General features: G+C 64.3%; 21 protein-coding genes. 19 read left to right on the forward strand and 2 right to left on the reverse strand.

The window, feature by feature from the left end:
- Window positions 1-34 precede the first annotated feature (34 nt).
- The 4 genes from GO615_RS14205 to GO615_RS14220 all read left to right on the forward strand — a co-directional run bounded on the left by GO615_RS14205 (window position 35) and on the right by GO615_RS14220 (window position 4960).
- Window positions 35-2026, forward strand: a complete 1992-nt coding sequence (locus tag GO615_RS14205) for a DUF1302 family protein (protein WP_339380034.1) — start codon at window positions 35-37, stop codon at window positions 2024-2026.
- A 19-nt stretch (window positions 2027-2045) separates the two neighbouring features.
- On the forward strand, window positions 2046-3344 hold the full coding sequence (locus GO615_RS14210) for a DUF1329 domain-containing protein (RefSeq protein ID WP_169129121.1): 1299 nt from the start codon (window positions 2046-2048) through the stop codon (window positions 3342-3344).
- Between the two features lie 430 nt (window positions 3345-3774).
- Complete coding sequence (locus GO615_RS14215) at window positions 3775-4164, forward strand: hypothetical protein (protein ID WP_169129122.1); 390 nt, start codon at window positions 3775-3777, stop codon at window positions 4162-4164.
- A 211-nt stretch (window positions 4165-4375) separates the two neighbouring features.
- The gene (locus GO615_RS14220; RefSeq protein WP_169129123.1) at window positions 4376-4960 is read left to right on the forward strand and encodes a DUF4145 domain-containing protein; all 585 of its coding nucleotides are present in this window, start codon (window positions 4376-4378) and stop codon (window positions 4958-4960) included.
- A 366-nt stretch (window positions 4961-5326) separates the two neighbouring features.
- Here the strand turns inward: GO615_RS14220 and GO615_RS14225 are convergent, their stop codons facing one another.
- A complete protein-coding gene (locus tag GO615_RS14225) occupies window positions 5327-5518 on the reverse strand; it encodes a hypothetical protein (protein ID WP_246262289.1) in 192 nt (63 codons plus the stop codon).
- A gap of 297 nt (window positions 5519-5815) precedes the next feature.
- Window positions 5816-6901 carry an IS110 family RNA-guided transposase gene (locus GO615_RS14230; RefSeq protein ID WP_169129124.1) on the reverse strand — a complete coding sequence of 362 codons (1086 nt, stop codon included), beginning with the start codon at window positions 6899-6901 and terminating at the stop codon, window positions 5816-5818.
- Between the two features lie 183 nt (window positions 6902-7084).
- On the opposite strand from GO615_RS14230, the gene GO615_RS14235 reads away from it, so the two are divergent.
- The 15 genes from GO615_RS14235 (at window position 7085) to padI (ending at window position 21662) form a co-directional block, all read left to right on the forward strand.
- On the forward strand, window positions 7085-7753 hold the full coding sequence (locus tag GO615_RS14235) for a restriction endonuclease (protein WP_169129125.1): 669 nt from the start codon (window positions 7085-7087) through the stop codon (window positions 7751-7753).
- A 78-nt stretch (window positions 7754-7831) separates the two neighbouring features.
- Window positions 7832-8422: a hypothetical protein gene (locus GO615_RS14240; protein WP_169129126.1), complete on the forward strand. Its 591-nt coding sequence runs from the start codon at window positions 7832-7834 to the stop codon at window positions 8420-8422.
- 94 nt (window positions 8423-8516) lie between these two features.
- On the forward strand, window positions 8517-9245 hold the full coding sequence (locus GO615_RS14245) for a hypothetical protein (RefSeq protein ID WP_169129128.1): 729 nt from the start codon (window positions 8517-8519) through the stop codon (window positions 9243-9245).
- Between the two features lie 75 nt (window positions 9246-9320).
- The gene (locus GO615_RS14250) at window positions 9321-9788 is read left to right on the forward strand and encodes a hypothetical protein (RefSeq protein WP_169129130.1); all 468 of its coding nucleotides are present in this window, start codon (window positions 9321-9323) and stop codon (window positions 9786-9788) included.
- Between the two features lie 57 nt (window positions 9789-9845).
- The gene (locus tag GO615_RS14255) at window positions 9846-10388 is read left to right on the forward strand and encodes a hypothetical protein (RefSeq protein WP_169129132.1); all 543 of its coding nucleotides are present in this window, start codon (window positions 9846-9848) and stop codon (window positions 10386-10388) included.
- Between the two features lie 370 nt (window positions 10389-10758).
- Window positions 10759-13386, forward strand: coding sequence for a molybdopterin-dependent oxidoreductase (locus tag GO615_RS14260; protein ID WP_169129134.1), 2628 nt, complete (start codon window positions 10759-10761; stop codon window positions 13384-13386).
- A complete protein-coding gene (locus GO615_RS14265; protein WP_169129136.1) occupies window positions 13386-14000 on the forward strand; it encodes a 4Fe-4S dicluster domain-containing protein in 615 nt (204 codons plus the stop codon). Before GO615_RS14260 ends, GO615_RS14265 begins: the two co-directional genes overlap by 1 nt.
- A gap of 11 nt (window positions 14001-14011) precedes the next feature.
- Window positions 14012-14911 (forward strand): DmsC/YnfH family molybdoenzyme membrane anchor subunit, encoded by a 900-nt coding sequence (locus GO615_RS14270; RefSeq protein WP_169129138.1) that lies wholly within the window; start codon window positions 14012-14014, stop codon window positions 14909-14911.
- A gap of 22 nt (window positions 14912-14933) precedes the next feature.
- A complete protein-coding gene (fdhD, locus tag GO615_RS14275) occupies window positions 14934-15911 on the forward strand; it encodes a formate dehydrogenase accessory sulfurtransferase FdhD (protein WP_169129140.1) in 978 nt (325 codons plus the stop codon).
- Between the two features lie 10 nt (window positions 15912-15921).
- Window positions 15922-16710 (forward strand): cyclase family protein, encoded by a 789-nt coding sequence (locus tag GO615_RS14280; RefSeq protein ID WP_169129142.1) that lies wholly within the window; start codon window positions 15922-15924, stop codon window positions 16708-16710.
- Between the two features lie 10 nt (window positions 16711-16720).
- A complete protein-coding gene (padE, locus tag GO615_RS14285) occupies window positions 16721-17293 on the forward strand; it encodes an NADH-dependent phenylglyoxylate dehydrogenase subunit gamma (RefSeq protein WP_169129144.1) in 573 nt (190 codons plus the stop codon).
- Complete coding sequence (padF, locus tag GO615_RS14290; protein WP_169129146.1) at window positions 17290-17580, forward strand: NADH-dependent phenylglyoxylate dehydrogenase subunit delta; 291 nt, start codon at window positions 17290-17292, stop codon at window positions 17578-17580. The genes padE and padF overlap by 4 nt, the downstream gene beginning before the upstream one ends.
- 1 nt (window position 17581) lies before the next feature.
- Window positions 17582-18877 (forward strand): NADH-dependent phenylglyoxylate dehydrogenase subunit alpha, encoded by a 1296-nt coding sequence (gene padG, locus GO615_RS14295; protein WP_246262290.1) that lies wholly within the window; start codon window positions 17582-17584, stop codon window positions 18875-18877.
- Window positions 18878-20152, forward strand: a complete 1275-nt coding sequence (gene padH, locus GO615_RS14300) for an NADH-dependent phenylglyoxylate dehydrogenase subunit epsilon (protein ID WP_169129148.1) — start codon at window positions 18878-18880, stop codon at window positions 20150-20152.
- A gap of 136 nt (window positions 20153-20288) precedes the next feature.
- Window positions 20289-21662, forward strand: coding sequence for an NADH-dependent phenylglyoxylate dehydrogenase subunit beta (gene padI / locus GO615_RS29390; protein ID WP_169129150.1), 1374 nt, complete (start codon window positions 20289-20291; stop codon window positions 21660-21662).
- Window positions 21663-21687 lie beyond the last annotated feature (25 nt).

A 21687-nucleotide genomic window follows, 5' to 3' on the forward strand; every position in this document is an offset into this window, starting at 1 on the left:
CGCAGCGGCCGACAACAACGAGGGGAGGACGAAGGTGAGGACATCCGCAAAGAAGGATCGCCGCAACGTGCCGCTTGCGGCCGGCATGCTGACGCTCGCGGTCGGCGCCGCGCAGGCCGGCGACATCCCGAACGAGGAGGCGCGCGTCGATGTGGTGTATGAGAACGCGACGTTTGCGCGCCGCGACGTCGGCTTGTCGAAGTTCCGCAACACGCTGAAGGTCGACATCGACCGCCAGCTCGGCCGGCGCGGCGCATTCGACGACGTCGGCGTGAACCTGAAGCTGCGCGGCACGTTCGACGGCGTCTATCGCCTCAACGACGACACCTACGGCAACAAGGCCGGCGGCGCGGTGCAGCTCGAGAACACCGTCGGCATCCCGGGGTCCTCCGTACCGCACGGCGGCGGCCTCGGCAGCCCGACCAACCCGCTCACCGCCGGACTCGCCGGGCTACCCGGCGGCGGCGCCTTCGGCTTCAACTCGACCGACCCGTCGGCGCCGCGCTACAACCCCAACGAGGGGATGGTCGTGCTCGGCGAGCATCTGCACCGCACCGACGGCGGCGTCGCGTTCGCGGTGCCGGTGCGCCCGTGCGACAAGGACTCGCGCGGCTGCATCAAGGATTACCTCGACGCGACCCGCCAGGAGCTCGAATCGCCCGAGTTCAACGACCGCTGGGACTTCATCCGCGAGGCTTACGTGACCGGCTCCGTGCCGTTCGACGACGGCTCGAGCCTGTTCATGAAGGTCGGCAAGCAGCAGGTCGTGTGGGGCCGCACCGACCTCTTCCGCGTGCTCGACGTCATCAACCCGGTCGACTACTCGCGCAACAACATCTACGACGAACTCCAGGACATCCGCATCCCGATGTGGATCATGCAGGCCGAGTACCGCGCCGGGGCGACCGAGACCTTCGACGATCTGAATTTCGCCGTCGTGTGGAACTTCGACAAGTTCCGGCCGCACAACATCGGCCAGTGCGGCAGCCCCAACGTGATCCTCGACGCGGGTTGCTTCATGCGCGGGATGAAGAACCTGTGGGACAACGGCGGCACCGTCGCGAACTTCGCGAACCTGGGCCTGCCGGGGCTCGCGGCGACCGACTTCGGGCCGAACCAGATCGGCATCCGCAAGGCGCATCTGCCGAGCTGGTCGCTGGCGAACACGCAGCTCGGCATCAAGCTCGAAGGCCAGAAGAGCGGCGTGGGCTTCTCGCTCAACGCGCTGACCTACCGCTCGCAGCTGCCGTCGCTGCGGGGCGGCATCCCGGCGAACAACCCCTTCGACCCGGTCGGCGCCGTCGACACGCAGCCGCAGCCGCATCCCTACCCGTTCCTGATCGCGTTCGACGTGCATTTCCCGCGCGTGAACCTGATCGGCGGCTCGATGGACCTGCAGGTGGACGCGATCAAGTCGGTGTTCCGCCTCGAGGCCGCGCTGACCGAGGGCGAAGAGTTCCCGAACGGCCTGCGCAAGCGCCTGTTCTCCGAGTCGCGCGTGTTCCGCTACGTGGTCGGCTGGGATCGCCCGACCTTCATCCCCTTCCTCAACAAGACCCGCGCCTTCCTGATCTCGGCGCAGCTGTTCGGCCAGCACCTGCTCGACCACGAGCTGGAGGACCGTCCGCTCGGCAAGGTCGGCATGCCCGACTGGAAGGACAACAACATCTTCACGCTGCTCCTGAAGGGCTTCTACATGAACGACCGGCTGAGCCCGCAGGTGATCATGGCGCACGACTTCCGCGCCGAGGCGACCACGGTCGCGCCCTCGATCGACTGGCTCGTCAGCGACAACCTGAAGCTCACGATCGGCGCCAACGTGAAGGTCGGCCGCGGCGCGCGCAAGTTCGACGACTGCCGCACCTGCAACCCCTTCCATCCCTTCTCCGCCTCGCCGGGGCAGGGGCCGAACGACGGCTCGCTCGGCCTGGGCGGATTCGAACCGCTCGGCCGCTTCCGCGCCGGCCCGATCGGCATGGCGCAGGAGGAAGACGAGTTGCAATTCACGCTGCAGTACAAGTTCTGAACCCCGGAGGAGGACGACGATGAAGATGAAGACAATGACATCGATGCTGTTGGCGGCCGGCGCGATCGGCACGGCGCAGGCCGCGACCGAGGCCGACATCGACAAGAGCTTCGGCCCGTACAAAGGCGGCGTGCCGACAGTCGCCGGCGTCAAGCCGGGCATGGTCATCGACAAGAACAACGTCGAGGCCGCGAAGGCCGCGCTGATCCCGAGCATGGCGCAGTTCATCAAGAGCGGGCAGACGACGCTGACGGTCGGCGAGACCTACTCGTTCGGGATCAGCAGGAACTACGTCGACGCGACGCGCAAGAATCTCAACAAGGTGTCGTTGGGCGCGAACGTCGGCGATCTGGTCGGCTTCGTCGCCGGCCGGCCGTTCCCGCAGGAGCCCGACGCGAAGGACCCGCGCGCCGGCGAGAAGGTGTTCTGGAACTTCCAGCACAACAACCGCATCGGCGACAGCTACACGATCTGGCCCTGGCACATGGAATACAAGAACATGGCGAGCGGCAAGGTCGAGCGCACACTGAAGCAGGAATACCACATCATCCAGTGGAAGCACCGCGTCGACCAGGATCCGCGCCCGGAGGTCGAGCCCAACCCCTCGCAGCTGCTGCGCTCGGGCTACCTGAAGGTGCACGAGCCGCAGGACCTGAAGGACACGCAGCTCCTGATCAGCCGCTTCTCGGACGACGCGAAGCTCGACGAGGTGTACCTATACCTCGGCTTCCAGCGCCGCGTGCGCCGGCTCGCGTCGAACCAGGTGACCGACCCCTTCCTCGGCTCGGACCTGATGGTCGAGGACTTCGAAGGTTATAACGGCCGCATGCGCGACATGAAGTGGGAATACAAGGGCACGCGCGACCTCCTCGTGCCGTTCTACGCCCACAACAAGCAGAAGCTCGCCGACGAACCGAAGGAGCCCGACTTCAAGTTCATCGACTTCGGCGGCGAAGGCGCGTGCTTCCCGAACGTCACGTGGCAGCTTCGCAAGACCTACGTCATCGAGTCGGTGCCGGTCAATCCCGACCACGTCATCAGCAAGCGCGTGCATTACGTCGATGCCGAGACCTACGCGCTGAGCCTGAACGAGATCTACGACCGCAAGGGCGAGCTGTGGAAGACCTTCATCGTCGCCTACACGGACTCTGACAACCACATGGCAAAGAACGCCGGCCGCGGCGTAGCGATCAACGACGGCTTCGCCATCATCGACGTTCAGGCTAAGCACTGCACGACGGGCAAGTTCAAGGTCCATCTCGACCAGGAGATGAGCCCGACGAAGCTGTTCTCGGTGCAGTACATGCGGGGGAGTTGAGGGCGGCGGGGTAGGTCGAGGAAAGAAAGGGGGCGCGGAAGCGCCCCTTTTTCATATTGGGCAGGACGCACTCCGCCGGGAACGATGTCACGAACGCCTCCATCTGGCACTTTCCCATGTCACGGCGATGGTGCAGGCTCCAAAACATCTTGTATCGTCTGATCTTAACGTGGTACGCCATTCCGGTATGCATGCTGTGATGCTTCAACCGAAGCGTTCATGCTCGAGTGCGAGCAGCATCGGGGCCCGGGGGCGACGGACATGGGAGAGGAGGAGTTTCACACGATCTCTGACACTATGACATATACGAGTTGAAATGCCCCTTGCAAAACATTGGCTTGTCAGTGGGCGACAGGATATTCGCGCTGTCCGATAACACTTCTATCTCGACGCTTGGTGTCGATCAAAACGTTAGCGCAAGAGGGTCATCATGGACGTAATTGCATCTTTGCAGTCCGCAATCGATATTGTTTCAAAGCTCCGCGATCTCTCGAAGAAACTTGAAAATGCGGATTTCAAGATGCTGCTCGCTGATCTCTCTATGGAACTATCCGATGCAAAGCTTGAAATGGCGAACTTAAAGGTAATGTTGGCTACGACGATCGAAGAAAATGAAAAGCTGAAGAGCTCATTGAATCAAAGAAGTTCGGCCAAGCCTAAGCTCGTTGATGGTGCCTATTCATTTGAGGGTGAGGATGGAGCATTTTGCACGGCATGTTGGGATACAAAGCAACAACAGGTTCGCGTCACTGAGCAGTCCGGAGCGTTTCGTCGCTTCGGGAAGTGGCGATGTCCATCGTGCCAAGCCGCATTTGGTTGAAAGGGCGTAACAACCGCTTGCAGCCGACCGGCCGAGTATCGAAGGCATCCTGGACGTCCGCCGGACCAAATCTCGACAGTGAGTTCTATGTGACATGCCTCTGCTGCGGAGGGCGTCAGCACGACAACTACAATTGGATTCGCATTTGAGGTAAGCCATGACAGATAAAACGCATTTGTGCATTAGCCTCTCGCCTGGGGCAGTCCAGTTCATGAATACGCAGTTGCTGACCATACCTTCCGGAACGGTTGATTTCCCATTTCCGGACTACGTCATCACCTTGCGCCTCGATCGCGCCATTATGGGCGACCAGAATTGTAGACTCGATCATCTTGGGTCGCGGGATGAAACGCGTACCAAGATGGCCTTTACGTTTCCCTCCGACCTTCTACATGAAGATGTCACTCGGATCGTGAACCTTGCATACGAGGAGGCACTGAGGTGCTTTGAACGGAATTGCTCGATGGCTGCAATCGGTATGTGTGGGCGCACAATCGAAACGGTCCTCGCGGCGTTCTACGCGAAACAGTTTGGGAAGCACCCGTCTGAAGAACAAAATCCTCCCGGTGTCAACGCAATGATCAACAGGCTTCGGAAGGAAGGGTATCGATTTCCCGCAGGCCTTAAGGAACGAATGGAAGTGATCGCGCTACATCGCAATATGGCCATTCACGGCAATATCGTACTCCCGAGCCAAGACGAAGCGCGAAGCACCATTTATTTGACCAAGGACGTACTGCAACTGGTTTCTCAAGGCGACACTAACGAGGCCGCTGGAAACGAATCTGTACGCTAACCCATCATATATGGACTCCCCCGGAAGGCAAGGAAACTGAGCGATTTTTCTGGCCGTAGGGAAACGCATGCAGTCGTATATCCGGCATCTGGTGTGGACTCTGAGTGGTCCGTGCCGACATGGAATCTGCCCACGGTGCGCCAATCGATGCAAGCGGCACGCGTGAAGCTGCCGGCAGAGTTATCGGCGTCAATCCGTGTGGGTGCGACCCGGTTTGCCATGATGGGCGATCAGTCTCGGTGCAAGCGTGGGACGGGAACAGCGGAAACAACAACGGCAGCAGACTTATCCACGGCGGCGCGCGCGTGGCGCCTCTCACGCAGGCGCGCGTGCCGCGGTGGATAAGTCGTGTTCATGGCGCGGTCCTCAGGCCGCCACGGCGAACGCGGTGCGTTCGAGTTTCTTCATCGGGCGCGGTTGCGGCTCGCCGAATGGCGTGCCGTCGCGCAGGCAGGCGTAGCAGATGCGCGCGAGCTTGTTGGCGAGCGCACAGGCGTATATGGACTCCCCCGGAAGGCAAGGAAACTGAGCGATTTTTCTGGCCGTAGGGAAACGCATGCAGTCGTATATCCGGCATCTGGTGTGGACTCTGAGTGGTCCGTGCCGACATGGAATCTGCCCACGGTGCGCCAATCGATGCAAGCGGCACGCGTGAAGCTGCCGGCAGAGTTATCGGCGTCAATCCGTGTGGGTGCGACCCGGTTTGCCATGATGGGCGATCAGTCTCGGTGCAAGCGTGGGACGGGAACAGCGGAAACAACAACGGCAGCAGACTTATCCACGGCGGCGCGCGCGTGGCGCCTCTCACGCAGGCGCGCGTGCCGCGGTGGATAAGTCGTGTTCATGGCGCGGTCCTCAGGCCGCCACGGCGAACGCGGTGCGTTCGAGTTTCTTCATCGGGCGCGGTTGCGGCTCGCCGAATGGCGTGCCGTCGCGCAGGCAGGCGTAGCAGATGCGCGCGAGCTTGTTGGCGAGCGCACAGGCGGCCTTGTTGTGATTGCTCCGCGCTTCGACGTTCGTGATCCAGGCACGCAGGCCGTCGAGTTGGCGGCCGGCCTGGCGCGCCAGTGTCGCGCTTCGGAGTACTGCCCGTGCCCCGTGCGTGAGCAGCATCCGCAGATAGCGGTCGCCGCGCTTCGAGATGCGCCCAAGCCGGCGCGTGCTGCCCGACGAGTATTCCTTCGGCGTCAGCCCGAACCAGCTCGCGAAATGCCGTGCGTCCTTGAAGTGCGTGACCTTGCCGCTGGTGGCAGCGACCATCGCCGTCGCGGTCAAGAGGCCAATCCCCGGGATCGACAGCAACAGCTTGCAGGCGGCGCTTTCGCGCGCGAGCGCGGCAAGTTCCTTCTCCAGATCCGCAATGCGTTGCTCGAGCAGGCGGATCTCTTCAACGAGCAAGTGCATCGAGCCGCGCACCAACAACGGCACCGGCGAGTGAGGGTCGGCGAGCACGCGGCTGATCGCCTCGATGCCCGTGCGCGCGCCCTGCGGAATCATCAGCCCGAACTCGCGGCAGAAGCCGCGCAGCGCGTTGATACGCGAGGTGCGCGTGGTCATCCACAACGAGCGGATGCGATGAAGGCTCTGCAGCGCCTGTTGCTCGACGGATTTGATGCGCACCGGTTCGATGTCGGCGCAGCGCGCCGCTTCGAGCAACGCGCAGGCGTCGGCGGCATCGGTCTTGTTGCGCTTCACATAGGCCCGGATGTAGCCCGCCGGCAACAGGCGCGCCTCGATGCCGAGCCCCGCCAGCCAGCGTGCCCAGTGGTGCGCCGAGCCGCAAGCTTCCATGATCACCAGATCCACCTGGCGGTTCTGGAACCAGCGTTCAAACTGCAATCGGGTCAGCCGATGCTGCTCGACGACTTTCCACTTGTCATCGGCAACGGCAATCTGGAATACACTCTTGGCAAGATCAACGGCAACGGTAGTAGCATGCATTTCGGACTCCTCTCGTCGATGACCGATCCCCATCCCCATGAGCACCGGTGGCGCCTATTCGGCGCCGAAAAGACGGGGGAGTCCATCCCATCAATGCACCGGACAGTCAAAAGCTGCGCTTTTGCCGCCCGGAGATTTCCACGTTAGATTTTTCTGAACCTCATTTCGGGAGACATCAACGTCATGGATCAGCGAGAATTGCAGGAAATGGAGGAGAATCGCCAACGCTGGCTGCGCGTCGATGAAATAATTGAATCCCACGTACCCGTCCTCGCTAGGAAGTACAAGCAATGTGTATATATCAATGCCTACGGCATCGAAGTCTGCGACGCATGGGACAAGGAGGCTGCTACCTTCATCCGCACAGTAGTCGCTCAAGATATCCCTGCCTCATGGCTCGACGCCAATCGAAACCGAATCATCAAGGAAATAACAGCCAGAACCAAGTTCTGCACCGCATTTGAGGCCGCCGAGCCACTATTGGGCGAGGCTGACGTTACCACTCTCTCCCCCACAGAGTTCGAACTAATGGTTGTCGATCTTCTCAACCAATTTGGGTGGTATGCACATCCGACATCGACGACAGGTGATCAAGGCATTGACATAATTGCGTCGCTGAATGGAAAGAGAGCGGTCTTTCAGTGCAAACTCTATAGCCAAGCAGTCGGGAATACAGCAGTACAAGAAATCATCGCTGGACGCGATTTTGAGAAAGCCGATATGGTATCTAACGCCAACTACACACCCTCAGCTCGACAGCTTGCCTCCGCCGCCGGCGTTTACCTGTTGCACCATACGGAGGTTTCTTCATTTGCCGAAAAGGTACGGCTCGCCACTAATGCAAAGAAGTAACATGATGGTCATCCGACCTGTGCGAAAACCCGCAGGTCGGTCATCTACACCTTTGAATGAAAAGCAAAGGAGAAGCAAGTGCTCGACGATCTTCTCTGGCAAGAACTCGAAATCATCAAGTCGTTTTATGCTCGTGCTCTGTCTTGGGCCGCGACAGAGACAGCCTCTCAGAGCGCTGGGCTAGCGGGAGCCGATGAGGAAACTATCGAGCAAGTCGTCGTTCATCCGCACAGCCCGTACAACTTTGAACAGATTGTGATTCGTTCTGTCATCAATGAATTGAACGCGCTTTGTGAGTTTTCTCTGCAAAACGTTTGGCGAGCGATAGAGGGGGAGGTTCTTCCTTCGGGGGAACTCGTCTTCACGGCCTCCAGAGGTTCAATTGAGCAGGCGCTTCTCGACCGGCAGATTGTCGTGAAAGATTGGCCGCGCTGGCTGGACGTTTTGAAGCTCAAAGAACTCTCAGAAGGATTCAAGCATCGGCAGCGAATGCAACCATTTCCTATTGAACTTCAAAAACGTGGACTTGAATGGCGTGCTGAACGGCTCGTTGAGCCCCAGAATACCGCCTGGCTTGCACCTTACGAATTGAAAACCGCGCATGCGACTGAGGGTATCTCAGCAGTGGAGGAACTACTTCATTGGTTGCGTATGCAATATGCAATCTAACCAATTAGTCGAGGGGACAGCAAGAAGCGATGCTTTTGGTTCTCTCCGCGCTTCGCGCTCCGGCTGCCCCTGACTTCTACGTTGGGCTTTTATCATGGTTCCCGATGACTTTCGCTTCGTAGCCCACATTGACATCCTCGGGATGTCCTCAATCGTGGAGCGGGATGCAGACGCTGCATGGGGAATGCTTTCCGAGCTGGCCGCCGTCCGTGACCACGCACAAGACTTCGAGTTGGAATTTCTCGATACTAAGGAGCGCTTGCACATCCGAGAAGCGGTGTACGCCGTCACGTTCTCCGACACGATCGTTCTATTTACCAAGGTGGGCTCGGACACAGAGCTACGCTGCATGATCGTTTTGGTGGCGGAAATACTTCACAAGGCAATGTGTCGTTGCGTTCCGGTACGAGCTGGCCTGGCGTTCGGAAAGTTCTATTTCAACCTGGATCGGTCCATGTATGCGGGTCCAGCGCTGATCGAAGCATATCGCGTTGGAGAGTCCGCTCAATGGATTGGAATTACGCTTGCCGATTCAGTTCGAGAAAAGGCCGCAAATCTTCAAATGACGAGTGGCAGTCGTGACGTTATTGTTGATTGGGATGTGCCCATAAAGTGCGGGATAATACGCCGCAGCGTGGTCAACTGGCCGGCCGTATTCGCTCATGACCTTGCCGTCGCGCCACCTATTTGCATACAGCAGTTCTATCAAGGATTCGAAAACACCTTTGGCGCCTACTCAAAATTACCGCCGGAGGCGCAGGAAAAATACGTCAATACGGTGGAGTTCATAAATGCGCAACGCATACGTCATCATCAAGCCTAACCATAAAACAACCGGACTGCGAAAAGGTGCGCTTTGCGCGTCCGGTTATTTCACGTTCGGCATCATTACTGACCTATGAGCGTCACTGAAATCGAATCGCTTCTTGCCAGAACCAACGCCCTCGAAGAGTTCGATTTCGCGACGGCTGATACTGTTCTTCGCAATGCAATGGCGCTTTCTCGTAATCTTTTCGGAACGGAAAGTTCTCACGTTGCAGAGCTTGGGTACGTTGTGTTTAGGCCAAGTCACATCACCTACAACACGGGGCACTATATGAATCGAGTGCACTGGAACGAAGGGACCGAAAGGCTTCGTCGGGTGCTCAATGCAATGGCTTACGAATTGAAAATTTCCAAGGCGAAGGGTGAGTTGCAGTCGCCCGAGAAAGTTACGCTGAAGTGGCTGTTTCATCATGTGTCCGTTGGTGGCTGGCTGATCGCTGGTGGCTTGTTATCCGCAGCCTTCGGCTTCGGGGTCTTCGCCGCGAAGAATGATCTTCTTGCCAAGATCATCGCCCTTTTCAATAGCACTCCAAAGCCATAATCGAAGCCACGGACCTGTGCGAAAATCCGCGCAGGCCGGTCACTTTCATTGGGCGCCATGCGACTCATCTCACTAACCTTATTGCTAACAGCCGGAGTTACGCTGTCGGCGCGGGCGGCAGAGTTCATTGGCGTACGGATTGACGAAGAAGGCGGCAAACTAACGCTTATTGAACGTGGCGGTTCTACATTACTGGCGCCGAGGTTTGGTGACCAGGACGGCTTCGATAAGCCTGGCATTTCCGAAAATCACCGCTATGCGGGGTGGCTGGCCCTATTCCCGAATCGAGGGGCCTCATACTCTCAGCCGATCGAACTCGTCGTGATGGATACTTCAAAGCACACTCGGCGGTTTTCTGGAAATTTCGGTATGGTCTTCGGTTGGTGCTTCGCGGAGAACAGCGATGCCGTCATATATCGATACCAGTTTCCACACGGAGCGACGCCGATTGGGTTCGACATGCGGCGCCTGAAGGATGGCAAGTTACTGCGCCGCGCTCTGGTTGAACCGGTCAACTCCGACGAGGATGAATCTGAAGTCATCAGGACCAAGGCTCCGGTATGGACGAGATGCGCCCAAGAGAGCGCGACCGGAGGTTGACACCTTACCCATCCCCAAGGGACTTCCCGTCAACCTCTTCCTTGCGGATGGGATATTGGGGCTCATCGAGCTGCTGCCAGCTGGCAGTCATCGTCGTCGATTTTGGCGTGACGGCCCTTGCTTGGCGACCATTCTTAGCCGAGAACAATCTGTAGGTCCGAAGAGGTCTCGCCTTGCCAAATGCACAGCGCCTCCCGGTGCGGACGTGACCATTCGGCGGAAGGCGCCTTCGGCTTTTCCGCCCTACGAAACGCTCTGGAAACATCCGCAGTCCCCGGATAGGCGCCGCAGTTGCCGGATAGTCCCGCCGGGGGCGCTCCAATAGTGTAGAGCCTTGATAAGCGACGCGACTTTCCACCGAGGAGCGGCAATGGAGACTCTCACGCAGCCGGTGCAGAACTCGATGAAGCCGGGCAAGTGGCTCAATTCGAGCTGCAAGATGTGCATCCACTCGTGTACGACGCGGATCCACGTCAGCGAGGACGGCGTCATCAACAAGATCGAGGGCAATCCGACGAGCCCGAGCAACAACGGGCGGCTGTGCCCGAAGGGCAATGCGGCGATCCTGCGGCACTATGATCCGGCGCGCTTCAGGACGCCGTTGCGGCGCACGAACCCGGAGAAGGGGCCCGGCGTCGATCCGAAGTGGGTGCCGATTGGCTGGGACGAGGCGCTCGACCTGGTCGGCCGCGAGCTGAAGAAGACGCTGGACGAGGATCCGCGCAAGCTGATGCCGGCGATCAACGACTTCCAGAAGCTCTTCCTGTGGGCGTGGCCGGCGGCGCTGGGCAACGCGAACTACCTGTCGTCGGTCGGCAACTTCTGCGGCGGCGGCTACCACCCGATGAACGGGTTCATCCACGCCGCCTTTGCCGCGGCGAACGACGTCAATTACTGCAACTACTGGATCAACAACGGCGGCGGCGATGGTTTTTCATCGCACCTGCACACCGCCGCGCAGGCGAACCACGTCGCGAAGGCGCGCGTCGAGCGCAACATGCGCGTCGTCGTCGTCGAGCCGCGGCTGTCGATCGGTGCCGCGAAGGCGAACGAGTGGGTGCCGATCCGGCCGGCGACCGACCGCCAGTTCGCGCTCGGCCTCGCGCACGTGCTCGTCGCGGAGAAGCTCTACGACGCGAAGTTCCTGAAGAAGGACACCAACGCGCCTTACCTGGTCGGCCCCGACGGGTATTTCGTGCGCAACGGCGAAGGCAAGATCTACGTGTGGGACGCGGTCGACAAGCGCGCACGGCTGTGGGACGACCCCGAGATCAAGGACTTCGCGCTCGAAGGCACCTACACCGTTGACGGCAAGCCGTGCCGGCCGGCCTTCCAGAAGTTCAAGGACATCCTCGCCGACTGTGCGCCGGAGCAGATGGAGAAGCTGACGACTGTGCCGGCGGCGACCACGCGGCGCATCGCGCGCGAGTTCGCGAAGGCCGCGCAGATCGGCTCGTTCATCGAGATCGACGGCCGCGTGCTGCCGCTGCGCCCCGCCGCGTACAACTACTATCGCGGTGCGCAGGGGCACAAGTACAGCGCGATGGCGAACCACGCGTTCAAGCTGGTGAACTTCCTCGTCGGCGCGATCGACACGCCGGGAGGGCATGTCGGCGTCACGCTCGACGACCAGATGCAGGACATCCGCGGCGGCTTCGGCACGATCCAGGCCGGCGAAAACGGCATGCTGCAGACGATGCCGCACCAGCTGCATCCGGAAGTGCCGTTCTCGTGGCCGCCGAACGAGACGCACCTGATGGGCTTCTTCCCGATCGGCGTCGATCCCGGGCATCTGACGCAGCACACGCTCGCGAACGCCGACAAGTTCGGGCTCGACTACCGGCCCGACACGCTCTTGATGTGCCACTCGAACCCGCTGTGGAACCTGCCCGGCGACCGCGAGCAGTGGTACGCGATGCTGCGCGACATGCGCTTCATCGTCGCGATCGACATCCTGCCGAACGAATCGAACGAGTGGGCCGACGTGATCCTGCCGTCGCACGATCTCCTCGAGTCGTGGAACATGACGATGATCGAGCCGCCGCACCACGAGGGCATGTGCCTGCGCCAGCCCGCGACGCCGCCGCTGTACGACACGAAGAGCGAGGAGGAGATCTTCTACGAGATCTCCGAGCGCCTCGGCCTGCTCGAGACCTGGAACGGCATCCTCAACTTCGTCAATGGCTTCCACCAGAAGCCCGAGCTGCTGCTCGAACCGACGCGCAAGTACAGCGACCGCGAAATCGCCGAGCGCAAGGGCAAGCTGTGGAACGGCCAGGATCTCGACTGGTACGTCGAGCACGGCCATGCGGTGACGCCGCGCCGTCCGGAGAAGTGGTACCGGCCGTGGGAAGGGCTGCGACTCCATTTCTACCTCGAGGACATCGTGCGGGCGCGCGACACCTTGCGGCAGAAGATGGAGGTGGCCGACGTGCCGTTCCGCCACGAGTGGGAGTGGGGCGACTATCAGCCGCTGCCGACGGCAGTGCCCGACCCGGTGCATCACGAACGGGCCGACTTCGACCTCTACGCGATCACGTTCAAGGACATCCAGATCAACTTCGGCGAGAGCATCGGCAACCCGTGGATCAACGACATCGTGTTCAAGGACCCGGTGCACACGGCGGTGCTGCTGAACCCGAAGGCCGCGCGTGAAAGGCGGCTGGACGAGGGCGACATCGTGCGCATCGAGTCGCCGTACGGCTCGATCGTCGCGAAGCTCGCGCTGTCCGAAGGCGTCCATCCCGATGCGGTGTGCGTGTCGAACGCGCTGTCGCGGGTGGCGACGCAGAACACCGGCGTGCGCCACGGCGGCGGCAACTTCAACCAGCTGCTGCCGGCGAACCTGCGGCACACCGACGCGTGCAGCGGACAGCCGGAGACGGTCGCGAAGGTGAAGCTGACGAAAATCGCCTCGGTGCCGGAGGCGGTCGCGGCCGGCAATTCGGTATTTGGGCAGCGGAGCGGGAGGATTGGCGGAAAGGGGAGGGCGCACTGATGGCCAAGTGGGGGATGGTTTTCGATCTGCGCCGCTGCATCGGCTGCAACGCGTGCGCGGTCGCGTGCAAGCAGGAGAACAGCCTGCCCGACGGCGTGTTCTTCACCAAGACGCTGTCGGAGGAGGTCGGCGAGTATCCCGACGTCACGCGCAGCTACGTGCCGACGATCTGCAACCACTGCGAGGACGCGCCGTGCGAGCGCGCCTGTCCGACCGGCGCGACCTACACGCGCCCCGACGGCATCGTCATGGTCGATCGCGACAAATGCATCGGCTGCGGCACCTGCATCGTCGCGTGCCCGTACGACCAGCGCACGCGGCTCGAGCCGGAGATGCTGAACAAGGGGCTGTTCGGCGACGGGCGTCTGACGCCGTTCGAGGAGCAGGGCATCGGGCGCTTCACCGCCGGCACCGTCGTCAAATGCACGTTCTGCCATGAACGCGTCGACGCCGGCCTGCTGCCGGCGTGCGTCGCGACCTGTCCGACCGAGGCGCGCATCTTCGGCGATCTGGACGACCCGCATAGTCGTCCGCGGCAGCTGATCCTGGAACGCCGCGGGCGCCAGCCGCTGCCGGAGAAGAACACCAACCCGCGCGTCTTCTACATCGACTGAAGGAGAATCTGATGATCGCGAGCAACCGCATCGCGGACGGGACGTTCCGCGTCGGCGTCGGCCTGCAGAAGGCGTGGGGCGTGCAGATGGCCACCGCGTTCTTCTTCGGCGAGGCCGGGGCCGGGCTGTACTTCGTCGCGCAGTTCTTCGGCTTCGTTCCCGGCATGGTCGCCGGGCTGCTCATGGTGCTGTTCGGCAAGGCCGGCGGGCACGTGCTGCACCTGGGGCAGCCGCTGCGCGGCTGGCGCGCACTGACGAAAGTGCGCACCTCGTGGGTGAGCCGCGGGCTCGCGGCGATCCTGTTGTTCGTCGTCGCGGGTGCGCTGCACGTCATCGACGTGCGTGCCGGCGTGCTGCCGGCCGGGGTGTCGCAGCTCGTCGCGGCGGTCGCGCTCGCGGCGTGCTTCGTGATCATGGTGTACCAGGGCTTCGCGATGTCGCAATCGCCGGCGATCGCGCTGTGGAGCGGCGGGCTGATGCCGGTCGCGAGCCTGACATACGCGCTGCTCAACGGCGTGCTGCTGACGCTGGTGTTCGGATTCGGCGAGCACTTCCTCGCGGAGCGGCCCGACACCGTGCGGCTGCTGCAGGTCCTCGCGGTCGCGCTGATGCTGTATGGGCTGGTCACCGTGCTGTGTCTGCTGAACGGCGCGCGCCACGCGTCGGAAGGCGGACGGCAGTCGGTCGCGATGCTGTTGCAGGGGGGCTTCGCGCGCTGGTTCGTGCCGCTCGTGATCGGGGCGGGTTTCGTCGTCTCGGCGCTGATGATGCTCGCCGCGCCGCCGGCCTTCGCGTGGATGCTCGCGGTCGCCGGCCTCGAACTCACCGGCTACTACGCGTTCCGCGTGCTCGTGTTCAAGGCCGGCGGCTACGACCCGGCGCTGAGCTTCGCGTACCGCTTCCGGCACTGACTTGCCGCGACGGAGAAGCCCGATGCGTACGAGCATTGCCCGGCTGTGGCGGGCGAGCGGCAGCCGCGCGGTGTCCGCGCTCCGGCTGACCGCCGGGGACGTGCGCGGCGAGGCGACCTGCCATGTCATCGACGAGGAGGCGCTGACGATCGACGTCGAAGGCGTCGGGCGCTACACGCTGATGTGGACGCCGGCCGAGGGGGACGAGCGCGACGACGGCGCCGCCGGTTTCGTCGCCGGGGAGGGCGTGCTCGGCGATGAACCGGTACCGGAGCGGCTCGCGCTCGCGGCGGGCTTCGCATACTCCGAGGGGATCATCGGCAGTCTCGACGACATCGCGACGATGGCCGTCTGCCCCGACCGGCAGGACGTCGTGCGCATGCGCCTGGTCGCGCCCGAGCGTGTCGCGGTGAAGCGGCGCGACGTGGTCGTCGCGAGCTCCTGCGGCGTGTGCGGCGGGCGCGATGCGATCGAGGACGGTTTCGACGACTTCGCGCCGGTCGGGGCCCGGCTGCGCCTCGCGGGGTCGGAGCTCACCGCGCTGATGGCGGCGATGCAGCGCCGGCAGCACCTCTTCCGCACCACCGGCGGCGCGCATGCCGCGGCGCTGTTCTCGCCGCGTGCCGGCATCGTCGCCGCTGCCGAGGACCTCGGCCGCCACAACGCGCTCGACAAGGTCGTCGGCGAATGCCTGCTGCGCGAGGTGCCGCTCGCCGGCTGCGGCGTCGTGCTGTCCTCGCGCCTGAGCTACGAGATGGTCGCGAAGGCCGCGCGCGCCGGCTTCGAACTCGTCGCCGCGGTGTCCGCGCCGACCTCGATCGCGATCGTGCTCGCGGAACGCGTCGGCATCACGCTGTGCGGCTTCGTCCGTGGTCCTTCCGCGACCGTCTATACCCATCCCCACCGCATCCATCCCGATGGCATCCGCGCCCGCGCCCGCGGGCACGAACCGGCCCGCGCGGAGGGCGCCGCCGTGGTCCCTTTGAAGATCGACGATTGAGGAGAACAGCATGAGCGCCAATGGCCATGTACTGACACAGCTCGCCGCAGAGCTTGCCCGCGGCTCGGTCACGGTCGTCGACCTGACGCAGCCGCTCGGCCCGGACACGCCGGTGCTCGCGCTGCCGCCGCCGTTCGCGAACTCGCCCGGCGTGAGCTTCGAGACGATCTCGCACTACGACGACAAGGGCCCCGCGTGGTACTGGCGCACGATCCGCATGGGCGAGCATACGGGCACGCATTTCGACGCGCCGGTGCATTGGGTCAGCGGCAAGGATCGCGCCGACAACACGCTCGACACGATTCCCGCGGAGCGCTTCGTCGGCCCCGCCTGTGTCATCGACATCAGCCGCGAGGCGGCGGCGAACCCGGACCACCTGCTCACGCGCGACGCCGTGCTCGCGTGGGAAGCGAAGCACGGGCGCATCCCGCCGAAATCGTGGGTGCTGCTGCGCAGCGACTGGTCGAAGCGCGTCGGCGTCGCCGAATTCCTCAACTGCCGCGAGGACGGGCCGCATTCGCCGGGCTTCGACCGCGACGCGACCGAACTCCTCGCGCTCGAACGCGATGTGCTGGGCGTCGGCGTCGAGACCGTGGGCACCGACGCGGGCCAGGCGCACAGCTTCGATCCGCCGTTCTGGACGCACCACATCATGCAGGGCAACGGCAAGTTCGGCCTCGCGAGCCTCGCGAATCTCGACCGGCTGCCGCCGACCGGCGCCGTCGTCGTCGCCTCGCCGCTGAAGCTCGTCGGCGGCTCGGGCAGCCCGCTGCGCGTGCTTGCGCTCGTGCCGGCCTGACGGAGGGCGCATGTTCGAGGTGCGACTGCACGGACGCGGCGGCCAGGGGACGGTGCTCGCCGCCGGAATACTCGCGAAGGCGCTCGTCGCCGAGGGAAAACACGTCGTCGCGGTGCCGCAGTTCGGCTTCGAGCGCCGCGGCGCGCCGGTCGCGGCCTACCTGCGCGCGTCGGAGACGCCGATGCGGGCGATGACCAACATCTATGCACCGGACTGCGTCGTGTGCATCGACTCGTCCTTGCCGCGCGTCGTCGACATCTTCGCCGGGCTGCGCGCCGGCGGCATGCTGGTGCAGGCGAGCCGGCTCGCACCGCAGGATATCGCGGTTCCGGCTACGGTCGCGACGGTCGCCGTGTGCGACGCAGTCGGCATCGCACGCGAGGTGTTCGGGCGGCCGATCACCAATACCGTGATGCTGGGCGCGTTCGCGCGCGCGACGGGCCTCGTGTCGCTCGAAGCGCTCGAGCGCGCGCTGGAAGAGACGAGTTTCAGGGACGGCGGCCTCGCGCAGAACCGGCGCGCGCTCGCGCTCGGCCATGCGCGCACCGTGGTGCACCGCATCGGTCAGCGGGAGGCGGCATGAAGAAGCAGGCGGTGCCGCTGTTCGACGCGAGCGCGATCCCGAAGACGCTGTGCCCGATCGCGACCGAGTACAGCCGCATGCTGCCGGGCGACTGGCGCTCGCTGCGTCCGGTGGTCGACCGCAGGAAATGCGTCAAATGCGCGGTGTGCTGGCTGTATTGCCCGGTGCAATGCGTGGTCGAGCGCGCCGGCTGGTTCGACATGAACCTCGCGACCTGCAAGGGCTGCGGCATCTGCGCGCGCGAATGCCCGCATGGGGCGATTTCGATGGTCGCCGAAGAGGAATGAGATGAACGAGGTCGTCGAGAAGGTCGCTCCGCTTGCCGAACCGGCAGGCAAAGGAATGGCGCAGGGGACCGATAAGGCGGTCGTGAAGAAAGAGCCGACGATCCTCGTCTGCGACGGCAACGAGGCCGCGGCGTGGGGCATCGTGCTGTCGCGGCCGGACATGGTGGCCGTGTATCCGATCACGCCGCAGTCCTCGCTCGCCGAATACGTCGCGCAGTTCGTCGCCGACGGCGTGCTCGATGCCGAGCTCGTCGAGGCCGAGGGCGAGCACAGCGTGCTGTCGGTGCTGCACGGCGCGGCGCTCGCCGGCGCGCGCACCTATACGGCGAGCTGCGGCCAGGGCCTCGCCTTCATGTTCGAGCCGTACTTCCGCACGCCGAACCTGCGCCTGCCGATCGTGATGTCCATCGTCAACCGCGACGGCATCACGCCGCAGTGCGTGTGGGGCGGCCAGCAGGACGCGATGACGGTGCGCGAGGTGGGCTGGGTGCAGCTCTTCTGCGAGACGGTGCAGGAGGTGCTCGACACCATCGTCATGGCCTACCGCATCGCCGAGGATCGCTCGGTGATGCTGCCGGTGAACGTCAATCACGACGGCAACTATTTGTCGAACGGCATCGTGCGTATCGAGCTGCCCGACCAGGCGGAGGTCGACGACTTCCTCGGCACGCCGGACGTGAATTGGCACGCCGCGCTCGACCCCGACCGGCCGATGGGTGTCGATCCGCTGACTGGCGGCGCGACGGGGCCCGGTCCGGCGCTCTTCGTCGGCTACCGCCGCGGGCACTGCGAGGGCATGCAGAACGCGCTGCGCGTGATCGTCGAGGTGCACGAGGAGTGGGCGCGCCGCTTCGGCCGCCGCTACGCGCCGCTCGTCGAGGAATACCGCCTCGATGGCGCCGAGTACGCGCTCGTGACGATCGGCAGCATGGCGGGCGCCGCCAAGGACGCGGTGGACGCCGCGCGCGAGCGGGGCGATCGCGTCGGACTCATCCGCATCAAGACCTTGCGGCCGTTCCCGGTGGACGCGATGGTCGCCGCGCTCGACAAGCTGCGTGCGGTCGGCGTCGTCGACCGCGCCGTGTCCTACGGCTGGAACAGCGGCCCGGTGCATCAGGAGACGCTCGCGGCGCTGCAGTACTGCAGCAAGCGCATCCCCTGCCTGTCGCTGATCGGCGGACTCGCCGGGGCGGATCTGACTCAAGCGCATTTCGAGCGCGCGATCGCCGCGACGGCCAGGCTGCTCGATTCGCCCTGCCCACGCGCGCCCGTGTGGCTCAACGCCGAGGATCGATGAATGGAACAGTTCGACTATGTCGTGCTCGGCGCGAGCCACGCCGGCCTCGAAGCGCTGCGCGCGATTCGCGCCCACGACGCGGACGGCAGCATCGCAGTGCTCGACCGCGAGGGGCGGCTGCCGGTGTCGCCGACGGTGCTGCCCTACGTGGTGTCCGGGAAGCGCCCCGAGGACCGCATCGCCCTGCGCGAGCGCGGTTGGTTCGACGACCTGCAGGTTGCCTACCGGCAGCAGGCGCACGCCGCCGCACTCGACACCGCGTATTCGCGGCTGCGCCTCGCCGACGGCCGCGAGATCGGCTACGGCAAGCTCTTGCTCGCGACCGGCGCCGCGCCGGCGATCCCGCCGATCGAGGGCCTGTCGGACGTGCGCTTTCACGTGCTGCGCACGCTCGACGACGCGCTCGCGCTGCGAGAAGTTGCAAGTGCGGCCGGCCGTTCGGCGGGGCGCGCGGTCGTCCTCGGCGCGGGTCTCGTCGGCATGCACGCGGCCGAGAATCTGGCGCGCGCCGGGGCACGCGTGACGATCGTCGAGATGCGCGACCAGGTGCTGCCCGGCTACTTCGATGCGACTGCCGCGGCGCGCATCGAGGGCGCTTTCCGCGACAACGGCGTCGAGGTGCTGACCGGCCGGCGCGTCGCCCGTGTCGCGCCGCGCGCGGCCGGCTGCACCGTGCTGCTCGAAGGTGGCGAGGCGTGCGACGCCGACGTGCTGCTCGTCGCCGCCGGGGTGCGGCCCGAGGTTTCTTATCTCGCCGGCTCCGGTGTCGCGGTCGAGCGCGGTGTCGTCGTCGACGAGTTCATGCGCACCGCCGCAGCGAACGTCTGGGCGGCCGGCGACGTCGTGCAGACGCGGAGCTTCTTCGGCGATGCGACGCCGGCCGGCGGCATCCTGCCCGACGCGGTCGAGCAGGGCCGCACCGCCGGCATGAGCATGGCGGGCGATCCGGCGTTGCAGCCCTATCCCGGCGGCGTGTCGCTGAACACCTACGGCTTCTTCGGCCGCCGTGCGCTGTCGGTCGGGCGCGACGCGCCGCGCGAGGCCGGCCCCGGCTGGGAGACGCGGGTGCGCGGCGGGGAGGGCAGCGACGCGTACCTCAAGATCGTGCTGTGCGAGGGCCGGTTGCAGGGCGTCTTCGGCGTCGACGTGCTGTTCGACCCCGGGATCATGTGGGAGCTGATCCTGCGCCGCGTCGACGTCGGCGCGCGGGCCGACGCCCTGCTTGAAGACCCGCAAGACACCGCGCGGGCATTGATGTCCGGACTGTGGAGATGAGCCGTAGGGCGGATGAGCCGAAGGCGTTATCCGCCGTATGGGCATTTCGATCGTCGCATGCGGCGGAAGGCGCTTCGCTTTTCCGCCCTACGTCATGTAGCGCCCCGACAAGCTTCAACGAACGGAGAGTAGTCCAGTGACCGCAACCCCTACCATCGCCTTCGACGCGGCGCGCTGCGACGGCTGCGGCGACTGCATGAATGCGTGCGCGAGCGCGAAATCGACCGACGGGAAACTGGCGCAGGCCCGGATCCACATCATCCGCGACGCAGAGAGCGGGCGCTGGGGCGTCGCGCAGTGCCGCCAGTGCGGCGATCCGCGCTGCGCGTCGGTGTGCCCCGCAGCCGCGCTTGAAAAGGGCGACGACGGCATCGTCGCGTGGGACGCCGGGCGCTGCGTGAACTGCCTGATCTGCACCGCCGGCTGCACCTTCGGCGGCATCGCGTTCAGCGCGAAGGAGGGCTACGTCGTCAAATGCGACCAGTGCGCAGGCGCGCCGCAATGCGTCGCGGCCTGCACGCGCGGGGCGCTGCGCTACGTCACGACGGCGAAGCTCTACAACCGCTGGGGGGAACTCGAGGACCTCTTCGTGCCGGGCCTGGGCGGCTGCCAGGGCTGCAACACCGAGCTCATCATGCGCCACACGCTGCGCCGCGTCGGCTCGAACACCGTGCTCGCGACGCCGCCAGGATGCATTCCCGGCATGGGCTCGGTCGGCTACAACGGCATGCTCGGCTGCAAGGTGCCGGTGTTCCATCCGCTGCTGACGAACACCGCGTCGATGCTGACCGGCATCCGCCGCCAATACAAGCGCAAGGGCCGCAACGTGACCGCGCTTGCGCTCGCGGGCGACGGCGGCGCGGGCGACGTCGGCTTCCAGTCGCTGTCGGGCGCCGCGGAGCGCGGCGAGCAGATCCTCTTCGTCTGCGTCGACAACGAGGGCTACATGAACACCGGCGCGCAGCGCTCGGGCAGCACGACCTACGGCGCGTGGACGGCGACGACGCCGGTCGGCGAGGGCGCCCGCGGCAAGACGCAGGACGCCAAGAACCTGCCGCTCCTGATGATGTGGCACGGCTGCGAATACGTCGCGACCGCCTCCACCGCGTTCATGGAGGACTTCTACGCGAAGCTGGAGGCGGCGCTCGACGCGTCGGAACGCGGCTTCGCCTACCTGCACCTGTATTCGCCCTGCACGTCCGGCTGGCGCTTCCCGTCGGCGAGCAACATCGAGGTCGCGCGCAAGGCCGTCGAGACGAACTTCGCGGTGCTGTGGGAGTACCGCCGCGAGCACGGGCTCAAGCTCTCGCGCGACATCGACGATCCGGCCCCGGTCACCGACTACCTGAAACTGCTCGGCAAGTTCCGCCATCTCGACGCCGCGCAGATCGCGCACATCGAGCAGCACGTCGCAGAGCAGGCGCAGGTAATGCGTGAACTCGCCGCGATGCGCCCCGGTGACGGTCTTTTTGATCGGTCTCCATCAAATTTTTTGAATGCCGCCGGGTAAGACGACGGCAGTTGACCTGGATCAG

Source organism: Aromatoleum evansii (genome assembly GCF_012910805.1).
GTDB classification, from domain to species: Bacteria; Pseudomonadota; Gammaproteobacteria; order Burkholderiales; family Rhodocyclaceae; genus Aromatoleum; species Aromatoleum evansii.